15 protein-coding genes are annotated in these 19,015 nt (G+C 45.4%); 13 read left to right on the plus strand and 2 right to left on the minus strand.

All coding sequences use genetic code 11. The annotated features are described in order from the left end of the window. The first annotated feature begins 129 nt into the window (after positions 1–129). Positions 130–990 (plus strand): cell wall hydrolase, encoded by an 861-nt coding sequence (locus MH144_RS20320; RefSeq protein ID WP_239303663.1) that lies wholly within the window; start codon positions 130–132, stop codon positions 988–990. A 301-nt stretch (positions 991–1,291) separates the two neighbouring features. On the opposite strand, the gene MH144_RS20325 is transcribed toward MH144_RS20320, so the two are convergent. Beyond that, a complete protein-coding gene (locus tag MH144_RS20325; protein WP_239304083.1) occupies positions 1,292–2,512 on the minus strand; it encodes an MGDG synthase family glycosyltransferase in 1,221 nt (406 codons plus the stop codon). 352 nt (positions 2,513–2,864) lie between these two features. Here MH144_RS20325 and MH144_RS20330 point away from each other — a divergent pair, with 352 nt between their 5' ends. The 4 genes from MH144_RS20330 (at position 2,865) to MH144_RS20345 (ending at position 11,607) form a co-directional block, all read left to right on the plus strand. Next, positions 2,865–3,446 (plus strand): TetR/AcrR family transcriptional regulator, encoded by a 582-nt coding sequence (locus tag MH144_RS20330; protein WP_239303665.1) that lies wholly within the window; start codon positions 2,865–2,867, stop codon positions 3,444–3,446. 217 nt (positions 3,447–3,663) lie between these two features. Next, positions 3,664–5,955, plus strand: coding sequence for a YhgE/Pip family protein (locus MH144_RS20335; protein ID WP_239303667.1), 2,292 nt, complete (start codon positions 3,664–3,666; stop codon positions 5,953–5,955). 672 nt (positions 5,956–6,627) lie between these two features. Further along, on the plus strand, positions 6,628–11,226 hold the full coding sequence (gene gltB / locus MH144_RS20340) for a glutamate synthase large subunit (RefSeq protein ID WP_239303669.1): 4,599 nt from the start codon (positions 6,628–6,630) through the stop codon (positions 11,224–11,226). Positions 11,227–11,454: 228 nt separating this feature from the next. Beyond that, complete coding sequence (locus tag MH144_RS20345) at positions 11,455–11,607, plus strand: hypothetical protein (protein ID WP_153977277.1); 153 nt, start codon at positions 11,455–11,457, stop codon at positions 11,605–11,607. 103 nt (positions 11,608–11,710) lie between these two features. On the opposite strand, the gene MH144_RS20350 is transcribed toward MH144_RS20345, so the two are convergent. Continuing rightward, the gene (locus MH144_RS20350; RefSeq protein ID WP_239303671.1) at positions 11,711–12,079 is read right to left on the minus strand and encodes a helix-turn-helix domain-containing protein; all 369 of its coding nucleotides are present in this window, start codon (positions 12,077–12,079) and stop codon (positions 11,711–11,713) included. A 332-nt stretch (positions 12,080–12,411) separates the two neighbouring features. Here MH144_RS20350 and MH144_RS20355 point away from each other — a divergent pair, with 332 nt between their 5' ends. The 8 genes from MH144_RS20355 to MH144_RS20390 all read left to right on the plus strand — a co-directional run bounded on the left by MH144_RS20355 (position 12,412) and on the right by MH144_RS20390 (position 19,005). Further along, positions 12,412–12,846 carry a hypothetical protein gene (locus MH144_RS20355; protein ID WP_239303673.1) on the plus strand — a complete coding sequence of 145 codons (435 nt, stop codon included), beginning with the start codon at positions 12,412–12,414 and terminating at the stop codon, positions 12,844–12,846. Positions 12,847–12,999: 153 nt separating this feature from the next. Then, a complete protein-coding gene (locus tag MH144_RS20360; RefSeq protein ID WP_239303675.1) occupies positions 13,000–13,764 on the plus strand; it encodes a tyrosine-protein phosphatase in 765 nt (254 codons plus the stop codon). Positions 13,765–13,821: 57 nt separating this feature from the next. Continuing rightward, positions 13,822–14,574: a YveK family protein gene (locus MH144_RS20365; protein ID WP_239303677.1), complete on the plus strand. Its 753-nt coding sequence runs from the start codon at positions 13,822–13,824 to the stop codon at positions 14,572–14,574. Beyond that, complete coding sequence (locus MH144_RS20370) at positions 14,555–15,235, plus strand: CpsD/CapB family tyrosine-protein kinase (RefSeq protein ID WP_239303679.1); 681 nt, start codon at positions 14,555–14,557, stop codon at positions 15,233–15,235. Before MH144_RS20365 ends, MH144_RS20370 begins: the two co-directional genes overlap by 20 nt. 245 nt (positions 15,236–15,480) lie before the next feature. After that, positions 15,481–16,389, plus strand: coding sequence for a UTP--glucose-1-phosphate uridylyltransferase GalU (gene galU / locus MH144_RS20375; protein ID WP_239303681.1), 909 nt, complete (start codon positions 15,481–15,483; stop codon positions 16,387–16,389). Next, positions 16,386–17,054, plus strand: a complete 669-nt coding sequence (locus MH144_RS20380; RefSeq protein WP_239303683.1) for a sugar transferase — start codon at positions 16,386–16,388, stop codon at positions 17,052–17,054. Before galU ends, MH144_RS20380 begins: the two co-directional genes overlap by 4 nt. Positions 17,055–17,086: 32 nt before the next feature. Beyond that, positions 17,087–18,055 carry a UDP-glucuronic acid decarboxylase family protein gene (locus MH144_RS20385; RefSeq protein WP_239303685.1) on the plus strand — a complete coding sequence of 323 codons (969 nt, stop codon included), beginning with the start codon at positions 17,087–17,089 and terminating at the stop codon, positions 18,053–18,055. An 11-nt stretch (positions 18,056–18,066) separates the two neighbouring features. Next, positions 18,067–19,005, plus strand: coding sequence for a GDP-L-fucose synthase family protein (locus tag MH144_RS20390; RefSeq protein WP_239303687.1), 939 nt, complete (start codon positions 18,067–18,069; stop codon positions 19,003–19,005). Positions 19,006–19,015 lie beyond the last annotated feature (10 nt).

Below are 19,015 nucleotides of genomic sequence, written 5' to 3' on the forward strand. Positions count from 1 at the left end.
CTCGTTTTTATGACATAAAATCACATTGACATTACGTTTATCCCTATGTAATATTAGCCATCGTTATTCAAATTCTTTTTTTTGGGTTACTTAGTTAAGGGAATTGTTGCGACAGGAGGAATCTTTCGAATGGATATTATAAGCAAGAATCGTTGGGTAGCACCGATGTTATCTGTGCTGCTTGTATGTATAGTGGGGGTTAATGTAGTCCAGGCAACTGGGAAATGGAACGAGGCAAGTGATAGTAAACAGATGACCGATCTGGCGGCTTCTGTGCAAAATAGCGCATCATCTTCTTCTGCTGGGGACAGGCGAATGATGGCAGACGGGACAAGTCTGTCTGCTGATTCATCGATTCATACGGCAAACTGGACGGCTTCATTGCCAGCCAAGGACTGGCTTACGGCTGCTCAGGAAGAACAAGAACTGAAGGAAGCCAAGGCCAAGCATAAGGCCAGAGCTGCTGCGGCGGCCAAAGCCAAAAAAGAAGCTGCCCTGAAATTGGCCAAAATAGAGAAGGCCAAAGCGGCGGCTGCTGTAACAACTCCCCCCCAAAAACTTTACTTTACGCGGACCGAACTTTTGAACCAGGAGGACTCGAAACTTGCAACCTGGTCATACAGTGTGTCCGATAAAGAGCTGCTTCTGCTGCAAAAAATAGTCATGGCAGAGGCGGAAGGTGAACCGTACGAAGGCAAAGTGGCAGTTGCCAATGTTGTCTTAAACCGGCTGCGGTCAGCCAATTTTCCCGATACTATTTACAAGGTAATCTATCAGAAGTCTCAATTCAGCCCGGTAGCCAACGGACGTCTGAAGCGTGTAGTTCCCAATGAGGACAGCGTGAAGGCAGTTAATGCTGCACTGAATGGGCAGAAGGAAGTCGCTGATGATACGTATTATTTCTTATCATTGACGCTTGCCGATGATCTGACGGTTGCTCATTCGAAGAAAAAAGTAAAAACGATCGGCCATCATACTTTTTACAAGTAATTGATCTAAAAATTCTGCAAACAGGCAGGGTAGTTAATGTATTTACATTACACGAACCTTTAAAAATACCTGAATCAGAGTTTTATTTCGGTATTTAAATGGATCTCTTTCATTTAAATTACCCTTTTTTCTGGTAAAACATACGTGGTTTTAAATGAAATTGAAGAAGGTTCCCTTCCAAAATGAGAAGGGAACCTTTTTTTGTATACATTTCGTTTCAAATTGAGCTGATATTTATCATAGGACACGTCTATCTACATTCAACACCCTCCTAGGAGAGCTCCAGGGGCCCTTAGAGGCCTTAGAATGGAATTCTGGTACCTGACAGCGTCGTGGCAGGAATTCCGGCCTTGAAGCGTTCCTTGGTCGTGGAAGAGTACTCGGCTGTAGCCGGAAATAATAATTCGTGAACAACCTGTGCACAAGACGTTGGATCGTAGGACGGTCTGTTCCACGGCTTGCGTACAACGTTCAGCTGGCTTTCAGCTTCACTCGGTGCGTTTGTCCGGTCGCACAGCTCTCTGAACCTTGTGGTAATGACGTCTGCTGAATGTATCACCTGGCCGTATCCGGCTTGTACAAAATACTCACAATTCTCTTCTTCCTGGCCTGGAAGCGGTGGGATAAACAACATCGGCAGCCCTTTGGCCAGAGCCTCCGTGCAAGTCATGCCGCCCGGCTTGGTAATAAGGACGTCCGATACGTCCATCAGCTTGCTGACTTCCCTGGTGTAACCGAGAATACGGATGTTTGGATGCTGGAAGCAAGCCATCTCTTTCATCTTCGAGATCATCTTCTCGTTGCTTCCAAGGCAAAATACAAGCTGTACCCGATCAGCCCAGGAGGTTAATAGTTTCATATGTTCTTCATCAAAGGAAAGCCCCCATCCACCGCCCATAAGCAGTGCAGTTGGCATATCCTGAAGCCCCATTTCCTGACGCAGCCGCACTTTGTCACCTGCTTCCCAAAAATCAGGATGCACCGGAATTCCCGTAACCTGAATTCGAGAGGGGTCAACTCCCCGAATTTCAAGTAATGCCTTAACCTGTGGGGTAGAGACAAGATACTGGTTTACTTCAGGATTGATCCAAGTACCGTGCACATCGTAATCGGTAATGACCGTATACAGCGGTATGTTTAGTCCCTGTCGTTTCAGCCTTGAAATGACCGCATTCGGAAATGGATGAGTGCAGATTACCGCATCCGGCTTCAACTGGGATACGACCTGTGCCGTCTGAGTATAGAAAATCCGATGCAAGGCGAGTTTGGTAAATCCGTTCAACGATTTATTATATTGTGTCCGATACAGCATGCTCACCAGTTTGGGCTGGACGGATAATGTTTTTCGATAGGCGGAAAAAATAAGCGGAGCCACCGTCGGGTTCAAAAATTTGCCGAGTTCGATAACGCGGCTATGGACGTGTGGACTGACCTTTTTGATGCCGCTTGCCAGCGCATGTGCGGCCTGGGTGTGACCGGTGCCGAAACCTTCGGATAATAAGAGCACTCTTGGTTTTCGCATGAGTTCACCTTTATTCATAAGTTTAAATTTGATAAATTCACCGTTATGCCGTACCCTTCAATACATGAATATACAGCGAAACGGAAAATCATGTTCATTCCATAAATATTTACACGAAAGTTGATGTTCTGAGACAGTCCATCTTCGTTTAATCCGTATTATTGGAACCATCATACACTATAGACGACGAATGAATCACTTTCCACTGCATTTCGGTTAAAATAAATTAACACAAATTTAAAATGTTAGGGTTGCAATCTGTTGTTGATGGTGATAATCTTAGTTTTGACCAAGTGACCAAATTGTATTTTTAGTCATTTTATAAGTGAAGTACAGTAAAGGAGGGGATATGATGGCTCCGATTGACCGGAGGCAGCAGGTCATTCATGCAGCAGCTCAGTCGTTCGCCATGTTTGGATACAAAGCTACCACGATGGATCAGGTAGCCAAGATAGCGAATGTCGGTAAAGGGACAATTTACACTTTTTTTACGAACAAGGAGCAACTATTTGATCAGATTCTGGTGGAAGTGATCCAGGAAATGAAAAATATTGCCCATCGTGAAGTGCATCAGGAAAGTGCCTTTTTTGATAACCTGTTTCGTGTGCTGGATTCATTGCTGGAATTCCGACGTGATCATGATTTATTGGTGAAGCTATCTCAGGAACTTAAGGATTTTGGAACACTTCAGGCCAAGGAGGGTCTGGACAAGGTGGAGAAGGTCATTTCCGATTTCTTGTCCAAGGAGCTGGAGAAAGCCAGAGACAGCGGTGAGATTCGGGATTGTGATCCGCAAGTGGTGGCCTTTATGATGATCCGTCTGTACATTGCGCTCACCTCGGATTGGAATAAACAGCACGAACCGCTCAGCAAAGAGGAAATCAAAAATTACTTTCGTCTTTTCTTAATGGAAGGAATTGCTGCCGTCATGTAGTTTCCAAATTTCTCTACTATAATATAGGGAGAATATGGAGTGTCTTTTGCGTGAAGGCAGTGAGGCTTGCCGAGAGGCAGGTTTGTTTTTTTTGTCCTGAATTGACCGTTTGGGGAAAGTGGTCAGTTCGTATTTCAGCAAATTGCTGAATTTATTCAAATGTTTACATCAAGTTAGTTCCTGCTCATTGAAGCAGAGAGTTAGGGGAGAAAATGACATGAAATCTTTATCCGTGTTTTTCAAGGATGTGGGATCGGCCGTGAGAAACCCGAAGGTGTTGATCCCCGTCATTGCAGTAATGTTTATTCCGATCCTGTATAGCGGTATCTATCTGGCTGCGTATTGGGACCCATATGGCCATGTAGACCAGATGCCAGTAGCCGTAGTTAACCTCGACAAGGGTGCGGAACTCGAAGGCAAATCCTTGCAGGTGGGCGACGATCTGGTGGATGAGCTGAAGAAAAATGGGGATTTTGAATGGGAATTCGTTAATGCATCTCAAGCCAAAGAGGGCATGCAGAACGACAAGTACTATATGCAAATTACGATTCCTGAAAATTTCTCTTCCCAGGCCACCACGCTGCTGGATGATCAACCACAGCCAGCTGAACTGATCTACGAACCGAACGGCAATTACAGCTTCGTAGGTGCACAGATCGGCAAGACGGCAATCAAGGATCTTAAAGCGAAGGTATCTGCCAAGGTGACAGAGGCCTATGCCGAAACGCTGCTCGACAAGTTCTCCGAAGTATCTGACGGACTGGCAGAAGCAGGCGATGGTGCGGGTGAACTGAATACGGGGGCAGGAAAACTGGATGATGGTGCAGTCAAGCTGAAAGACAATTTGGCCAAACTGGCATCCGGAACGCTGGAGCTTCAGGATGGACTATCTCCATTGAGCGATGGCGTTGATGCTCTGCATACCGGGGCTACCAAGCTGGAAAGCGGAACAACCAGTCTTGTATCCGGTCTTCAGCAGCTGCAGACTGCAGCCTCGGATCAGCTTCAAAGCGGAGCAGACCAGTTAAAGGATGGCAGTGACAAGCTGCAGGCAGGTCTTCAATCATCACTTGATGGTACAGGTAAGCTGCAGGCAGGTCTTCAATCATCCGAACAAGGCAGTGCGAAGCTGTCTGAAGGTCTGCAAAGTGCAGTGCAGGGTAGTGGAACTCTGGCGACAGGCTTACAGTCTGCCGTTGATGGAAGCAGTAAAGTTGCGGACGGTGCCCAAGGTGTGGCGGACGGTTTGAAACAGCTGGCAGCATCTAATCCGGAGCTGGCTGCAAGTGAGGATGTTCAGAAGCTGCTGGCAGCCAGTGAGGCTGTGGCAGAAGGCAGCGCACAGCTGCACGAGAGCGAACAAAAACTGGCGCAAGGTGCGAATCAGCTTCACGAGGGCAACCAGCAGCTTGCAGCAGGAGCGACTGAGCTTCACGGTGGACAACAGCAGTTGCTGGCTGGAGCCGACCAGCTGGTTGTTGGACAGCAGCAGCTGCTGGCTGGAGCCAGTCAGCTCAGCGAAGGAGGAGCGAAGCTCTCTGACGGCCTGAAGCAGTTTAGCGGCAAGTTGGGTGAAGCTGCAAGCGGCGGTACTCAGCTGGTGAATGGAGCCAAACAACTTGGCACAGGCACAAGTGCCTTGCAAACCGGCGTTGGCAAGCTGAGCGGGGGTGTAAGTTCGCTGACAGACGGTTCCAAACAGCTTGGTGATGGTGCAGGCGAATTGGCTAATGGTTTGTCTGAGCTCAAAGACGGCTCAAGTGAGCTGGCGACCAAGCTGAATGATGCTGCTCAGAAAACGTCTGAAGTGAAGAAGACCGATGATGTGGTCAACATGTTTGCTGAACCGATTAACTCGGCTGAGAATGAAGCAGAATCCGTGTCCAATTACGGTACAGGATTGACGCCGTTCTTCCTGTCCATTGGATTGTTTGTCGGCTCCCTTATCTCGACCATTATTTTGAAAATGCGTGATACGTCTGTACCGGGTGCATCCGGCTGGAGCCGTTTTGTAAGTCGTACACTCGTATTTGGTTCCATGAGTATTTTCCAATCGGTTATCGTTGCCAGCTTTATGCTGTATGGTCTTGGTCTGGAAACGCACAGTGTAGGACTGTTCTATCTGTTCACGATTATTACGGGGCTGACGTTCATGTTGATTGTTCAGGCGCTTGTTACCTGGCTTGATCTGCCTGGACGCTATGTGGTCATTCTGCTGCTGGTATTCCAGCTTGCGGCGAGTGCAGGAACCTTCCCGGTAGAACTGATTCCGTCCTGGCTCCAGGCATTTAGCCCATGGTTACCGATGACGCATAGCATTATGGGCTTCAAAGCAGTCGTATCCAGTGGGAACTTTGATGTGATGTGGCATCAGGCTGGAATCCTGGCAATCTATGCAGGGGTATCCGTTCTGTTGACGCTGGCGTACTTCCTCTGGAGTGGCCGTCGTCCGAAAAAAGAAGCTGAAATGACTGAATCGGCCGAATCGGGTCAAGTTGTGACAGCATAAGTCTGAAGTAATGCAGAGTAATGGCTTGGATGGAAAAATAAAGTTTGTTAACCAGTATCAAAATTATGCAACATAGTAGTCAAAAAGTGCAAAGAGCTTGTGACCCCAAAATGGGCCGCAGGCTCTTTTTGTATACAAATGCATGTTCGGGCTGCATTTTGCTCGAAAACGGAATGGGAATTTGGTGATATTAAGCAGAAACACAGGCTGCATATGGAATGTTTTTCTTTTGTCAGCAGATAAAATCAGTTGTACTCTGTCTTAAAATGTGTATAATTATTCGAAAAAGAGATGAATTTAAACGTCATCACACTAAAGCTGTACTGCAAAACATTTCTTATCAGAGGTATTAAAAAGTTTAAATTGCGCTGATGTTAGGTCGGTGTTAAAATAATAGAACTATATCAAAAAAACGTCGCTCCATATCAGTGGTCGTGCCAGCGACTGCGAGTAATTATATTTGTGCTCTTTACCGGCCCATCCGGAAGCACTTCTAAAGAATGACTTCTCCTCCAGCAGCAGAAGTACTCTAAATCCAATGACCCGATTAAGGTCACCTCGATTATTCAGCAGGGTTCTCAACCTGTAGGCCCGCTCCTCCCGTTTCATTGTTGCTTGTTGCCTATGTTCTTGATCTTTCCGAAATACTTCATTATAGAAAGGTTGCGTTCCATGAGACACATCGGATTACCTCCTAAACAGGGTTTGTATGACCCACAGTTCGAAAAAGATGCATGCGGAATGGGTTTTGTTGCCAACATCAAAGGAGTACCTTCACACGATATCGTTAGTCAGGCACTGACCATGCTCAGTAATATGGAGCACCGCGGGGGACAGGGCAGTGAGCCGAATTCCGGTGACGGAGCCGGTATTTTGATTCAGATTCCACATCGTTACTTTGCACAGGAAGCGGAGCGCCTCGGCTTTGCGCTGCCAGAGCAGGGAGCATACGGCGTAGGTATGCTGTTCCTTTCTCAGGATCCTGAGATTCGTCATGCTCACGAGGAGAGCCTGAAGAAAATCATTGAAGAAGAAGGACAGACATTCCTGGGTTTCCGGGATGTGCCGACCTTTGATGAGATGCTGGGTCGCTCCGCACTGGCTGCGAAGCCTTATGTGCGTCAGGTGTTCATTGGAAGATCTGCCGATATCAACGATGAGCTCGCGTTCGAGCGCAAGCTGTATGTGATTCGCAGACGTGCTGAGCTGGCGATCCGTTATTCGGCTGATGAGAAAGAAGGCGGTTCATTCTACCTGCCAAGCTTGTCCTGTCGCAAAATTGTCTACAAAGGCATGCTGACTACCGAGCAGGTTGGACAGTTCTATCTGGATTTGCAGGAAGATCTGGTTGAATCTGCGATTGCATTAGTGCACTCCCGTTTCAGTACCAATACATTCCCAAGCTGGGAGCGTGCCCACCCGTATCGCTTCATGATCCACAACGGTGAGATCAATACGATGCGTGGTAACGTGAACTGGATGCACGCACGTCAATCGCTGTTTGAGAGCGAAGTGTTTGGTAACGATATCTCCAAAGTGAAGCCGATCATCAATCCGGACGGTTCGGATACGGCGATGTTTGATAACACACTGGAGTTCTTGTATTTGAGCGGACGCTCCTTGCCACACGTGGCAATGATGATGGTTCCTGAACCGTGGAGCACGGATGAGGGAATGGATCCGGCCAAAAAAGCATTTTATGAGTATCACAGCACAATGATGGAGCCTTGGGACGGGCCGGCAGCAATGGCCTTTACGGATGGTCTGCAGATTGGTGCAACACTTGACCGTAACGGTCTGCGTCCTGCACGTTATTATGTAACGAAAGACGATCGTATCATTTTGTCCTCTGAAGTTGGGGTCCTTGATATTGCTCCGGAAGACATTCTGTATAAGGATCGTTTGCGTCCAGGTCGGATGCTGCTCGTGGATACAAAAGAAGGACGCATCATCGCGGATGAGGAAGTAAAGGCTCTAATCGCAGCTGAGAATCCGTATCAGGATTGGCTCGATGAGCACTTGATGGATCTGAATGAATTGCCGGAAGCGCCGGAACTCCCAGATCCAAAACACGATAACGTAACCCAGCTTCAGCTGGCCTATGGATATACATTTGAAGAACTGCGCAAAGTGCTGGAGCCAATGGCGTCCACAGGGATGGAAGCTACGGGTTCCATGGGATATGATGCCCCACTGGCAGTGCTGTCGGATCGTCCGCAGCGTTTGTATAACTACTTCAAACAGATGTTTGCACAGGTAACCAATCCGCCGATTGATGCCATCCGTGAAGAGATTGTCACGTCAACGGCAACAACGATTGGTCCAGAACGCAACTTGCTCAATCCTGAACCGGAGAGCTGTCGCCAGATTCGTTTGGATACACCGGTATTGTCCAATGAAGATTTCGCAAAAATTCGTCACGTGCGCCGTCCAGGGTTCCGTTCAATGACCATCCCGATTTTCTTCACGGCTGCGGAAGGTGCGGAAGGACTTCGCAAAGCGATGGATCTGCTCTTCGAAGCAGCTGACCGTGTAATCGACAAAGGTCATAACATCTTGATCCTGTCTGACCGCGGTGTGGATGCGGAGAATGCGGCTATTCCGGCACTGCTTGCAGTGGCAGGTTTGCATCACCATCTGATCCGTCAGGGTACAAGAACCAAAGTCAGCATCTTGCTGGAATCGGCAGAGCCTCGTGATATTCATCACTATGCATTGCTGCTGGGCTACGGCGTAAGTGCCGTGAACCCTTATCTGGCATTCGAAACACTGGATGACATGATTCAGCAAGGGCTGCTGCGCGGCATCTCGCATGAGAAAGCTGTCAAAAACTACATTAAAGCCGCAACCAAAGGCGTTATTAAAATATTGTCCAAAATGGGAATCTCGACAATTCAGTCCTATCGGGGCGCTCAAATTTTTGAAGCGGTTGGCCTGAAGTCTGATTTCGTTGATCGTTACTTTACTTGGACGCCATCCCGGATCGGTGGTATTGGTCTGGAAGAAGTGGCAGCAGAGGTGCTCACTCACCATAATCGTGCCTTTACGGACAAAGACGGCAATGACAAAGTGCTGGATTCTGGCGGTGAATATCAGTGGCGTAATGACGGGGAGGAACATCTGTTCAACCCGCAAACGATTCATACGTTACAGCATGCCGTTCGCACAGGTGATTACAACCTGTACAAAAAGTATGCCAAACTGGTGCAGGGTGAAAATGATCAGTTGCTGACGATTCGTTCCATGCTGAAACTGAAACCGGCAGGGCCGGCAGTTCCGCTGGAGGAAGTGGAATCCGTTGAAAGTATTATGCGCCGCTTCAAAACAGGTGCGATGTCCTTCGGTTCAATCAGCAAGGAAGCACACGAAGATTTGGCGATTGCCATGAACCGTGTCGGTGGTAAATCGAACACAGGTGAAGGCGGGGAGGATCCGGCTCGCTTCATTAAAGATAGCAACGGTGATTCACGGCGCAGTGCCATTAAACAGGTTGCATCCGGACGTTTCGGTGTTACGTCTAACTATCTCGTGAATGCTGACGAGATCCAGATCAAAATGGCACAAGGTGCGAAACCGGGTGAAGGTGGACAGCTGCCAGGACGTAAAGTATATCCTTGGGTTGCTGAAGTTCGTGGTTCAACGCCTGGCGTGGGTCTGATCTCGCCGCCGCCGCATCACGACATTTACTCCATCGAAGATTTGGCTGAGTTGATCTATGACCTGAAAAACGCGAATCCGCGTGCGGAAATCAACGTGAAGCTGGTTTCCGAAGTCGGTGTAGGTACCATTGCTGCAGGTGTAGCCAAAGGACGTGCCGATATTATCCTCGTAAGTGGATACGACGGCGGTACGGGGGCATCTCCACAAGGTTCGATCCGTCACGCGGGTATGCCGTGGGAGCTTGGTCTTGCTGAAACACACCAAACGCTGATGCTGAACAATCTGCGTGACCGTGTTGTTCTGGAAACAGACGGTAAAATGCTGAATGGTCGTGACCTTGCGATTGCTGCGTTGCTTGGAGCGGAGGAGTATGGTTTCTCCACAGCACCACTCGTGGCACTGGGATGTATCATGATGCGTGTTTGTCAGATGGACACATGTCCGGTAGGTGTAGCAACGCAAAATCCGGAGCTGCGGAAAAATTACATGGGTGATCCGGCTCACGTGGTGAACTTCATGCGTTTTGTCGCAGAAGATGTACGCGAAATTATGGCTGATCTTGGTTTCCGTACCATTCAGGAAATGGTTGGACGTACAGACTGTCTTGAAACGGTTCAGGCAGTAGATCATTGGAAGAAAAAAGGTGTGGATCTGTCTGTGCTGCTGCATGTACCTGAGATGCCGGAAGGTTCTGCACGTTATCGTACACAGCATCAGAATCATCAATTGGAAGAGACGCTTGATATGCAGCAACTGCTGACGCTGGCTCAGCCTGCGATCGAATCTGGCCAACCGGTTGAGGCTGTTCTTCCGATTACCAACGTTAACCGTGCGGTAGGTACGATTCTGGGTAGTGAAATCACACGAAAATATGGTCTTGCAGGACTGCCTGAAGACACGGTGCAATTCAAGTTTGTCGGCTCTGCCGGACAAAGCTTCGGGGCCTTTGTACCTAAAGGTATGACCTTGACGGTTGAAGGGGACTCCAATGACTACGTTGGTAAAGGATTATCCGGGGGTAAACTGATTGTTATGCCTTCTCCGAAAGCGACGTTTGATGCTGAGGATAATATCATTATTGGTAACACGGCTCTGTATGGAGCAACCAGTGGTGAAGCTTATATCCGAGGTATTGCAGGTGAGCGGTTTGCCGTACGGAATTCGGGTGCAAAAGTCGTTGTCGAGGGTGTGGGTGACCACGGTTGTGAATATATGACCGGCGGACGTGTCGTCGTTCTGGGCGATACAGGTCGTAACTTTGCAGCCGGGATGTCCGGAGGTATTGCTTACGTATATGATCCGGAAGGCACATTCCTGCAGCGTTGTAACCTGGAAATGGTTCTTTTGGAGCGGATTGAAGATGTATCCGAAAGTGCTGACCTGCGCGGCATGATTCAACGTCATGTGGCTTATACAGGCAGTGCTGCAGGTGAACGTATTCTGGATAACTGGCAGGATTCCGTAGGCCAATTCGTTCGGGTTATTCCGAAAGACTTCAAACGGATGACAGAGCAGATCGAACGTGTTCAGGCGACAGGCTTGACGGGAGAGGAAGCTTTGCTGGCTGCATTTGAAGCCAATATGCGTGAGCTTGCGCGTGCGGGAGGTTAAGTCCCTCCTTTGAACAGGATTGCGTGAATAGGTTGTATGAAGAATAATTAGGAGCTTTATGGCTGCCAACGAGGCGCTGTAAGGCTCCTATTTGTGTTTCGACAAAATTAGAACCCGGACCAAAAACGCTATCGCCATGAGACGACAACATTGAGGAACATTCTCAAGTATAATAAGGCTAGTTTTGGAGTGCAGGGAAAGTATATATAGATAAGAGAGGTTAGCGGAATGAATATGAAGAATCCAAACAGGGGCGAACTTAAGCCGACAGGTAAACAAGTGGAAGCAACCGAGATGGACATCATGAAGGTTTTACTGCAATGCGGAATCGACCCGGAGCGTTGGAACGAGTTCATATCCTCCGTCAACAATGAGCATTAATAACCAGAATCATACACAAATATGTAGTGGAGGGAGTTAAGACGCAAAAAAACCCAGGAACCGAAGAGTTGACTACTCGGGACTGGGTCTTCCTTTGTTGGAGTTAATCCATGCTGCGTTCCATTCGGACAAAAGCAATAAAACGACGTGCCTCTTCTTCTGTTAAGGGTTTACCATCAATCATCAGGTCGAAGCGATCCAACACTTCCTTATCCGATAATTCAAGCGAGTCCACAAATTCCCGAACATCCTCATCCATAACCGCATCGCTCTGCTTCGTACGCCCTATGAGATAATCAATGGATACATTAAAAATGTCAGCAAGCCTGGTTAATACTTCAAAATCCGGTTTGCGTCGATTCTTCTCATAATGGGAGAGAGCGGCCCTGGTAATATGAATGGAGCTCGCAAGTTCTTCTTGAGTAAGTCCCCGCTGTTCCCTTAATTCAGCAATGCGATTTCCGTAGTTCATACGCTTTTTCCCCCTGAACGCCATGTCAAATATATTAAACAATCCTGAGCTATTTTTTGATCAGGGCAGCTTTCCTGCAAAATGATGACGCCTGGACAGACCTATATCCGAAATAGGTCTGTCTAAGGACATCTCATATTGTCGTAAATCAAAAGAACCATGTCCAAATACTGCTTGACATGATACAATTTGTATCGTAAATTGGACGTATGGAAGTTACAAAATGTATCATTTGGAATAATTTAAGTGTCTCCAAGTTGTCTATGCAATATACCCGTGAGAAGGAATAATGGCAACACTTGGAGGCTAATCCATTCTAAAGGAATGAAACAATGAATTCAATAATTCAGGAATGGGCCGATCTAGATTTAAATGTCCATATGTACATTCAGGAGTTTCAGGGTAAGACAGTAGACCGCAAACGACGTCCCGTTCTCTTGCTTGGGATGGATACAAAAGCGATTACTTTCCTGAGTGACCTGACTTTACCTGTATCGTCAACGATGTTGATCGGTTTGGATGTAGAAGATCGCCAAGTATGTTTAAGGCTTCAGGCAAGCTTGCAATGGAAACAGCCCTTCGGCGAGCTCACATTGTATCATTCAAGCCTGCATATTCAGCAAGAGCAGACACTATATATAACTGGACAGTTAAATCAGATGCTTCGAGAAGTGCAGTTTCCTACGGTATCCCGATTTGCCTATGAAAAGGCGGCGGAACAACCGGACCTGCAGAAAACCTATCATTACATCGATTTTACCATATGAAGCCTGACAAATTCTAAACATTTTCTGAACAAGCATGTACTTAACGCCATTTTACTATATTTCATAGCGTTATGCATTAGTTCTTTAACACCAAAAGCATTTTGCGCGATGAATAAAAGGGCGAGGGGGATCATACATTGAGGAAGTTTGGATATGGTTGAAATACACTGCCACATTTTATCAGGTCTTGATGATGGTCCGGTTCACATGGAACAGTCCATCGACATGGCCGAGAAGGCGGCAGCCTCGGGAGTTACCTCGATCATTGCAACTCCGCATCACCTGAACGGGCATTACAATAATGAACCGATTGTGGTCAATCAGGCAGTGGAACTGCTTCGTGCAGAGCTTCGCAAACGCAACATTCGCTTGGAGATCCGCCCCGGACAGGAGATCAGGGTTCATGAAGCTCTGATACGAGACTTACACGCAGGCAAATGCTGCACACTTGCCGGGAGTCGCTACATGTTGCTGGAATTGCCCTTTGGCTATATTCCCTCGCAGTTCACCGGAATACTTCATGAACTTAAAGTAGCCGGTATCGTACCTATCATTGCTCATCCCGAAAGGAATCACCCAATCCAGAATAATCCTGGATTATTGGTTGAATACATTCATCAGGGCGCGCTGATTCAGCTCACTGCCCAATCTATCATAGGACTTTTCGGACGAAAAGTTCAGAAATGGTGTTTTCATTTTTGCAAAGAAAACCCGTTTCATTTCATTTCATCCGATGCTCATGACATCCAAATTCGTTCATTTGCTATGAATGCGGCATATGAGCAGCTGAGCCGCAGGTTTGGCAAAGAACTGGTTGCACGCTTGAAAAATAATGCTTGGTCGTTATGGAACAACCAAAGTATAGACATAGAGCAAGAAAAACCAAAGGTCCTCAAACGCAGGTTGTTGTTCTGGTAAGCAGTCAGATCGATAGAATGTCATCATAATCGCCGAATTGAATGGGAGGAATACAAGGTGGAACTGAAAGAGTACATGCAAATTTTACGCAAGCGAATTTGGATCATCGTAGCCTTTGTTGCAGTTGCTTGCATTGGAGCAGGTGTCAAAAATTATTTTTTTACCGTACCTGTCTATGAGGCTAGTTCCAAAATGATTGTCAACCAAGCATATAATGCCCAAGGTGTCCCTAATCTTGATTATGCTTCTATTCAAACTAATATCAAAGTAATCAATTCGTACATGGAAATCATTAAGTCATCAGCAATCCTCGACAAAGTTGCCGCTACATATCCTGACTTAGGGCTAACGGGTAAAGAGCTAGGCGAAAGATTAAAAGTAACAACTGCAAATGAGTCTCAAGTTATGAATCTAACCGCGATTGGTGTATCTCCTGAAAAAGCAGCTAAGACGGTCAATGCTGTATCTAAAATATTTAAATCACAAATCCCCGTAATAATGAAAGTAGACAATATCACCATTCTTAGTGAAGCCAACCCTAATGAAAATACAAAACCAGTTAATTATAACCCGATGATGAACGTGTTAATTAGTTTAATTGTAGGTTTACTCTTGGCAATCGGATTTGTTTTCCTATTGGAGTATTTAGATGACACTCTCAAAACAGAAGACGAGATCGAAAAAGAACTTGGAATACCGGCCTTAGCTGTAATATCCAAGTTGAAAAAAGAAGACGCCCGCTCCTCCAAACAAACAATAATATCCCAACAACAGGTAGGTGACAATCAATATGCCACGGTTAACCAATGAGAAGATGAATCTAGTCACAATGGTAAATCCCAAATCACCAAACTCTGAATCTTATCGCAAGCTACGAACTAACATCCAATTCTCATCAATTGATAGTCAAATCCAAACCATTATGATTGCTTCCGCTGTTTCTGGAGAAGGAAAGACTACTACAATTGGCAATTTGGCTGTAACTTACGCTCAAGAGGGGAAAAAAGTTCTACTCATGGATACTGACCTGCGTAAGCCAGCTGTACATCGTATGTTTAACGTTCCAAATCATGTAGGTCTTACAAGCGTGTTGTCTAATCAGTACTCTGTGAGTGAAGTGCTGAGGGAAACCTTTATAGAAGGATTGCATGTGCTAACTTCCGGTGCTATCCCTCCCAATCCTTCTGAAATGATCGGTTCTCGTAAAATGACTTTGTTATTAGAGGAGTTAAAGGAACAATATGACGTAATTTTATTTGATACACCACCTGTTTTGTCAGTTACAGATGCCTTAATCATAAGTTCCCTATGTGATGGAGTTATTTTGGTTGTGAACTCAGGAAAAGTGAAAAAGGATGTGGTTAAGAAAGCTAAAGCCCATCTTGAACATGTTAATGCACGGATTTTAGGAGCAGTCCTAAATAACTTCCAATTATCCAAAATTAGAGCTGCGCATTACGGAGAAAGTTAACAATTTCCGGACACCAGTCTGGAGGTCATGTCTACTATACCTTTATCAAGGTAGGCACTCGGTCACACTGTGGGTAGTGTACCTTAGACGTTGATCGTCAAGGGTGTGACGTGAGGTTGGGTTGAATGCCCCTTTATGAAATTGAAAGTAAGAATTGCATCAATTTATTTCAAGGTTTCATGGATTTAAGTGGTTCAACTCATACTTTTAATCCATAAAAAAATATTAAGGATAGGGTGGTATTTATGACTAGAGTGAGGAAAGCAATCATTCCCGCAGCAGGTTTGGGGACCCGATTTTTACCCGCTACAAAAGCAATGCCAAAAGAGATGCTCCCTATCGTGGATAAGCCGACCATTCAATACATTGTAGAGGAAGCAGTTGCCTCCGGAATAGAAGACATCATCATTGTAACAGGGAAAGGAAAACGCGCTATTGAGGATCATTTTGATAGTGCGTTTGAATTGGAACATAATCTTTTGGAAAAAGGGAAGCTTGGCTTACTTGAGGAGGTTCGTAAATCTTCCAACGTTGATATTCATTACATAAGGCAGAAGGAAGCGCTTGGTTTAGGGCATGCAGTTTGGTGTGCACGTAACTTTATAGGCAACGAGCCATTTGCTGTATTGCTTGGTGACGATATTGTTGTGTCTGATGTTCCGTGCACCAAGCAGCTAATCGATCAATACGAAGCGGTGAATCAGTCAGTACTTGGTGTGAAGACCGTGAGTCCAAGCGAGACTTATCGGTATGGCATTATTGATCCATTGCATACCGAAGGGCGTTTTTCTTCCGTGAACAGTTTAGTGGAAAAACCACCACTTGGTTATGCACCTTCCAATTTGGCAATCATGGGTCGTTACATTTTGACTCCTAAAGTATTTGAGTACTTGGAAGAGCAAAGTGTGGGGGCTGGTGGAGAAATACAACTGACGGATGCTTTACAAATGCTGAACTGTGATGAAGGAATCTATGCATATGATTTTGAGGGAGAACGTTTTGATGTAGGTGAGAAACTTGGATACATTTTGACTACTCTAGATTTTGCTTTGAAAAATGCAGAACTTCGTGCTCCAGTATTAACAGCGATTGAGGAAATCTTGATGCGGGAAAAAATGAACCAAGTGCTTGTTGCAGGAGGGGATAGCCAGTGAATCTTTCGGGGCCGGAATACGTCAGAACCAATGAAGCTGTAGTCCAAGAGGGGTCGGCTGTTCTAGTTGAGGATACGTATACGCCACAAGTCAGCAGCTACTCAGGATTTATAAAACCATTTATCGATTATTTTGTAGCTGCTCTGTTACTTCTGGTTACTTCACCAGTCATGATAATTGTTGCACTATTAATTAAACTTGATTCTAAAGGTCCTATCATATTTAAGCAAGAACGTTATGGGAAAGATGGAGTCAAGTTTTGTATCTACAAATTCAGAACAATGCGTGTAGATGCGCCAAAGTACAGTGTCTCACCAACTACGAACAATGACCCTCGAGTTACAAGATTAGGTCGAATTTTGCGTAAAACAAGCTTGGACGAATTACCACAGCTCCTTAACATCATCAAAGGTGATATGAGCTTCGTGGGCCCAAGACCTGAACAAAAAAGGATTGTAGAAGAGAGTTATACTGACCTGGAAAGAAGAAGATTTTTGGTTAAGCCGGGGATCACTGGATTGTGGCAAGTTAGCGATGTAAGAAAGGATCCTATACATCACAATTTACAGTATGATTTTCACTATATTTCAAATGTCTCAATCCTAATGGATATTAAAATTTTACTTAAAACAGTTGCCGTGATGGTGAAAAGCAATACATTTTAGCTAGCCTCAAATCCATTTGGAGTGTGATTTCATTGAAACATATTGTAGTTACAGGAGCAGCCGGTTTTCTTGGCTCGCATTTGGTTAAATCGCTCATTCAACAAGGACATCGGGTAACAGGTATAGATAATTTATCTACGGGTGTTTCTCAGAATTTGAGGGAGGTAATAAACAACCCTCTTTTTCAATTCTATAAAGACGATGTAACTCAGGCTAGTTCATTAGAAGTCTTGGACCAGCAAACTGTGGATGAGGTGTATCATCTTGCGTCGCCAGCTTCACCAAAATTTTATCAGGCAGATGCTTTTGGAACGATTTGGGTAAACACGCAAGGTACTTATAATTTATTGGAACTTGCTCGTAAAAAGGGAGCTAAACTCGTATATGCTAGTACGAGTGAGGCATATGGTGATCCTGAAGTACACCCCCAGCCTGAAACCTACAAGGGAAGCGTAAATACTTGGGGACCGAGAGCTTGTTATGATGAAGCCAAGCGTCTAGGAGAAGTAATATGTTACGAATACTTCACTAAACAACAAGTTAAAGTGAAGGTCGCACGCATATTCAACACATATTCTGCAGGCCTACGTAATGATGATGGAAGAGTCATTTCCAACTTTGTTACACAGGCACTGACTGGAGAAGATATTACAGTTTATGGAGATGGATCTCAAACGCGTTCCTTTTGTTATGTCGATGACAATATTAGAGGGCTGCAGTTGCTTATGGCTTCAGAAAAAGCTAACGGTGAGATTGTGAATATTGGAAATCCTAAAGAATATACCATTTTGGAGTTAGCACACCTGATTAAAGATTTAACTCAATCCAACAGTAACGTAACATTCTCCCCACTACCTGAAGATGATCCCAAAGTAAGACGACCCGTAATTGATAAGGCGAAAGAATTGCTTGGATGGGAGCCGGAGGTTAATTTGGATCATGGACTTAGGCTTACGATAGAAAACTATCGCGAAAGTTTGCTCGAAACACAATTCGAATGAGAGGTAATTTTATGGAGAAGCATAAAAAAATATATATTGCTGGTCATAGAGGACTTGTCGGTTCTGCAATCGAACGTGTACTGCGTGAACATGGCTATACAGCCATATTAACGCGTACAAGTTCGGAGTTGGATTTGCGTGATCATCAGGCTGTTGATGAGTTTTTTGCATCAGAACAGCCTGATTTTGTTTTTCTAGCAGCTGCCAAAGTTGGCGGAATAGTTGCAAATAATGATTACCCGGCTGACTTTATTAGAGATAACCTGCTAATTCAAACAAATGTAATTGATGCTTCTTATCGTTATGGCGCTGAGAAATTACTCTTTCTTGGATCTACGTGTATTTATCCAAAGATGGCCCCTCAGCCTTTAAAGGAAGAATACTTGCTAACAGGAGAACTTGAACCAACCAATAAAGCTTACGCTGTTGCAAAGATAGCCGGAATCACAATGTGCCAGTCCTATAATCGGCAGTACGGTACACGATTCATTTCTGTGATGCCAACGAATATGTATGGCCCTAATGACAATTTCGACTTGAATACTTCCCATGTGTTACCCGCCTTACTGCGGAAATTTCATGAGGCGAAAATCCATTCCTTACCTACAGTTGAGGTTTGGGGGAGCGGTTCTCCTTTACGTGAATTTCTTCATGCGGATGATTTGGCAGATGCCTGCATCTTTTTAATGAATCAGTACGAAGAAAGTGAAATCATTAATGTTGGTGTAGGTAAGGATATATCGATTAAAGATCTGGCCCTGTTAATTCGCTCTATTGTTGGTTACGAGGGGGAAATTGTATTCGATACATCCAAACCAGACGGCACGCCGCGAAAACTGGTCGATGTGACTAAAATCAAAAGATTGGGTTGGTCCGCTCGTGTTGATTTAGAAGAGGGTATTCGTTCCATTTACGACGCATATGTTAGTGACTCGCTTGTAAAAAGATAAAACTATTAAA

Origin of the sequence: Paenibacillus sp. ACRRY, assembly GCF_022346995.1 — a bacterium.
GTDB lineage: Bacteria > Bacillota > Bacilli > Paenibacillales > Paenibacillaceae > Paenibacillus.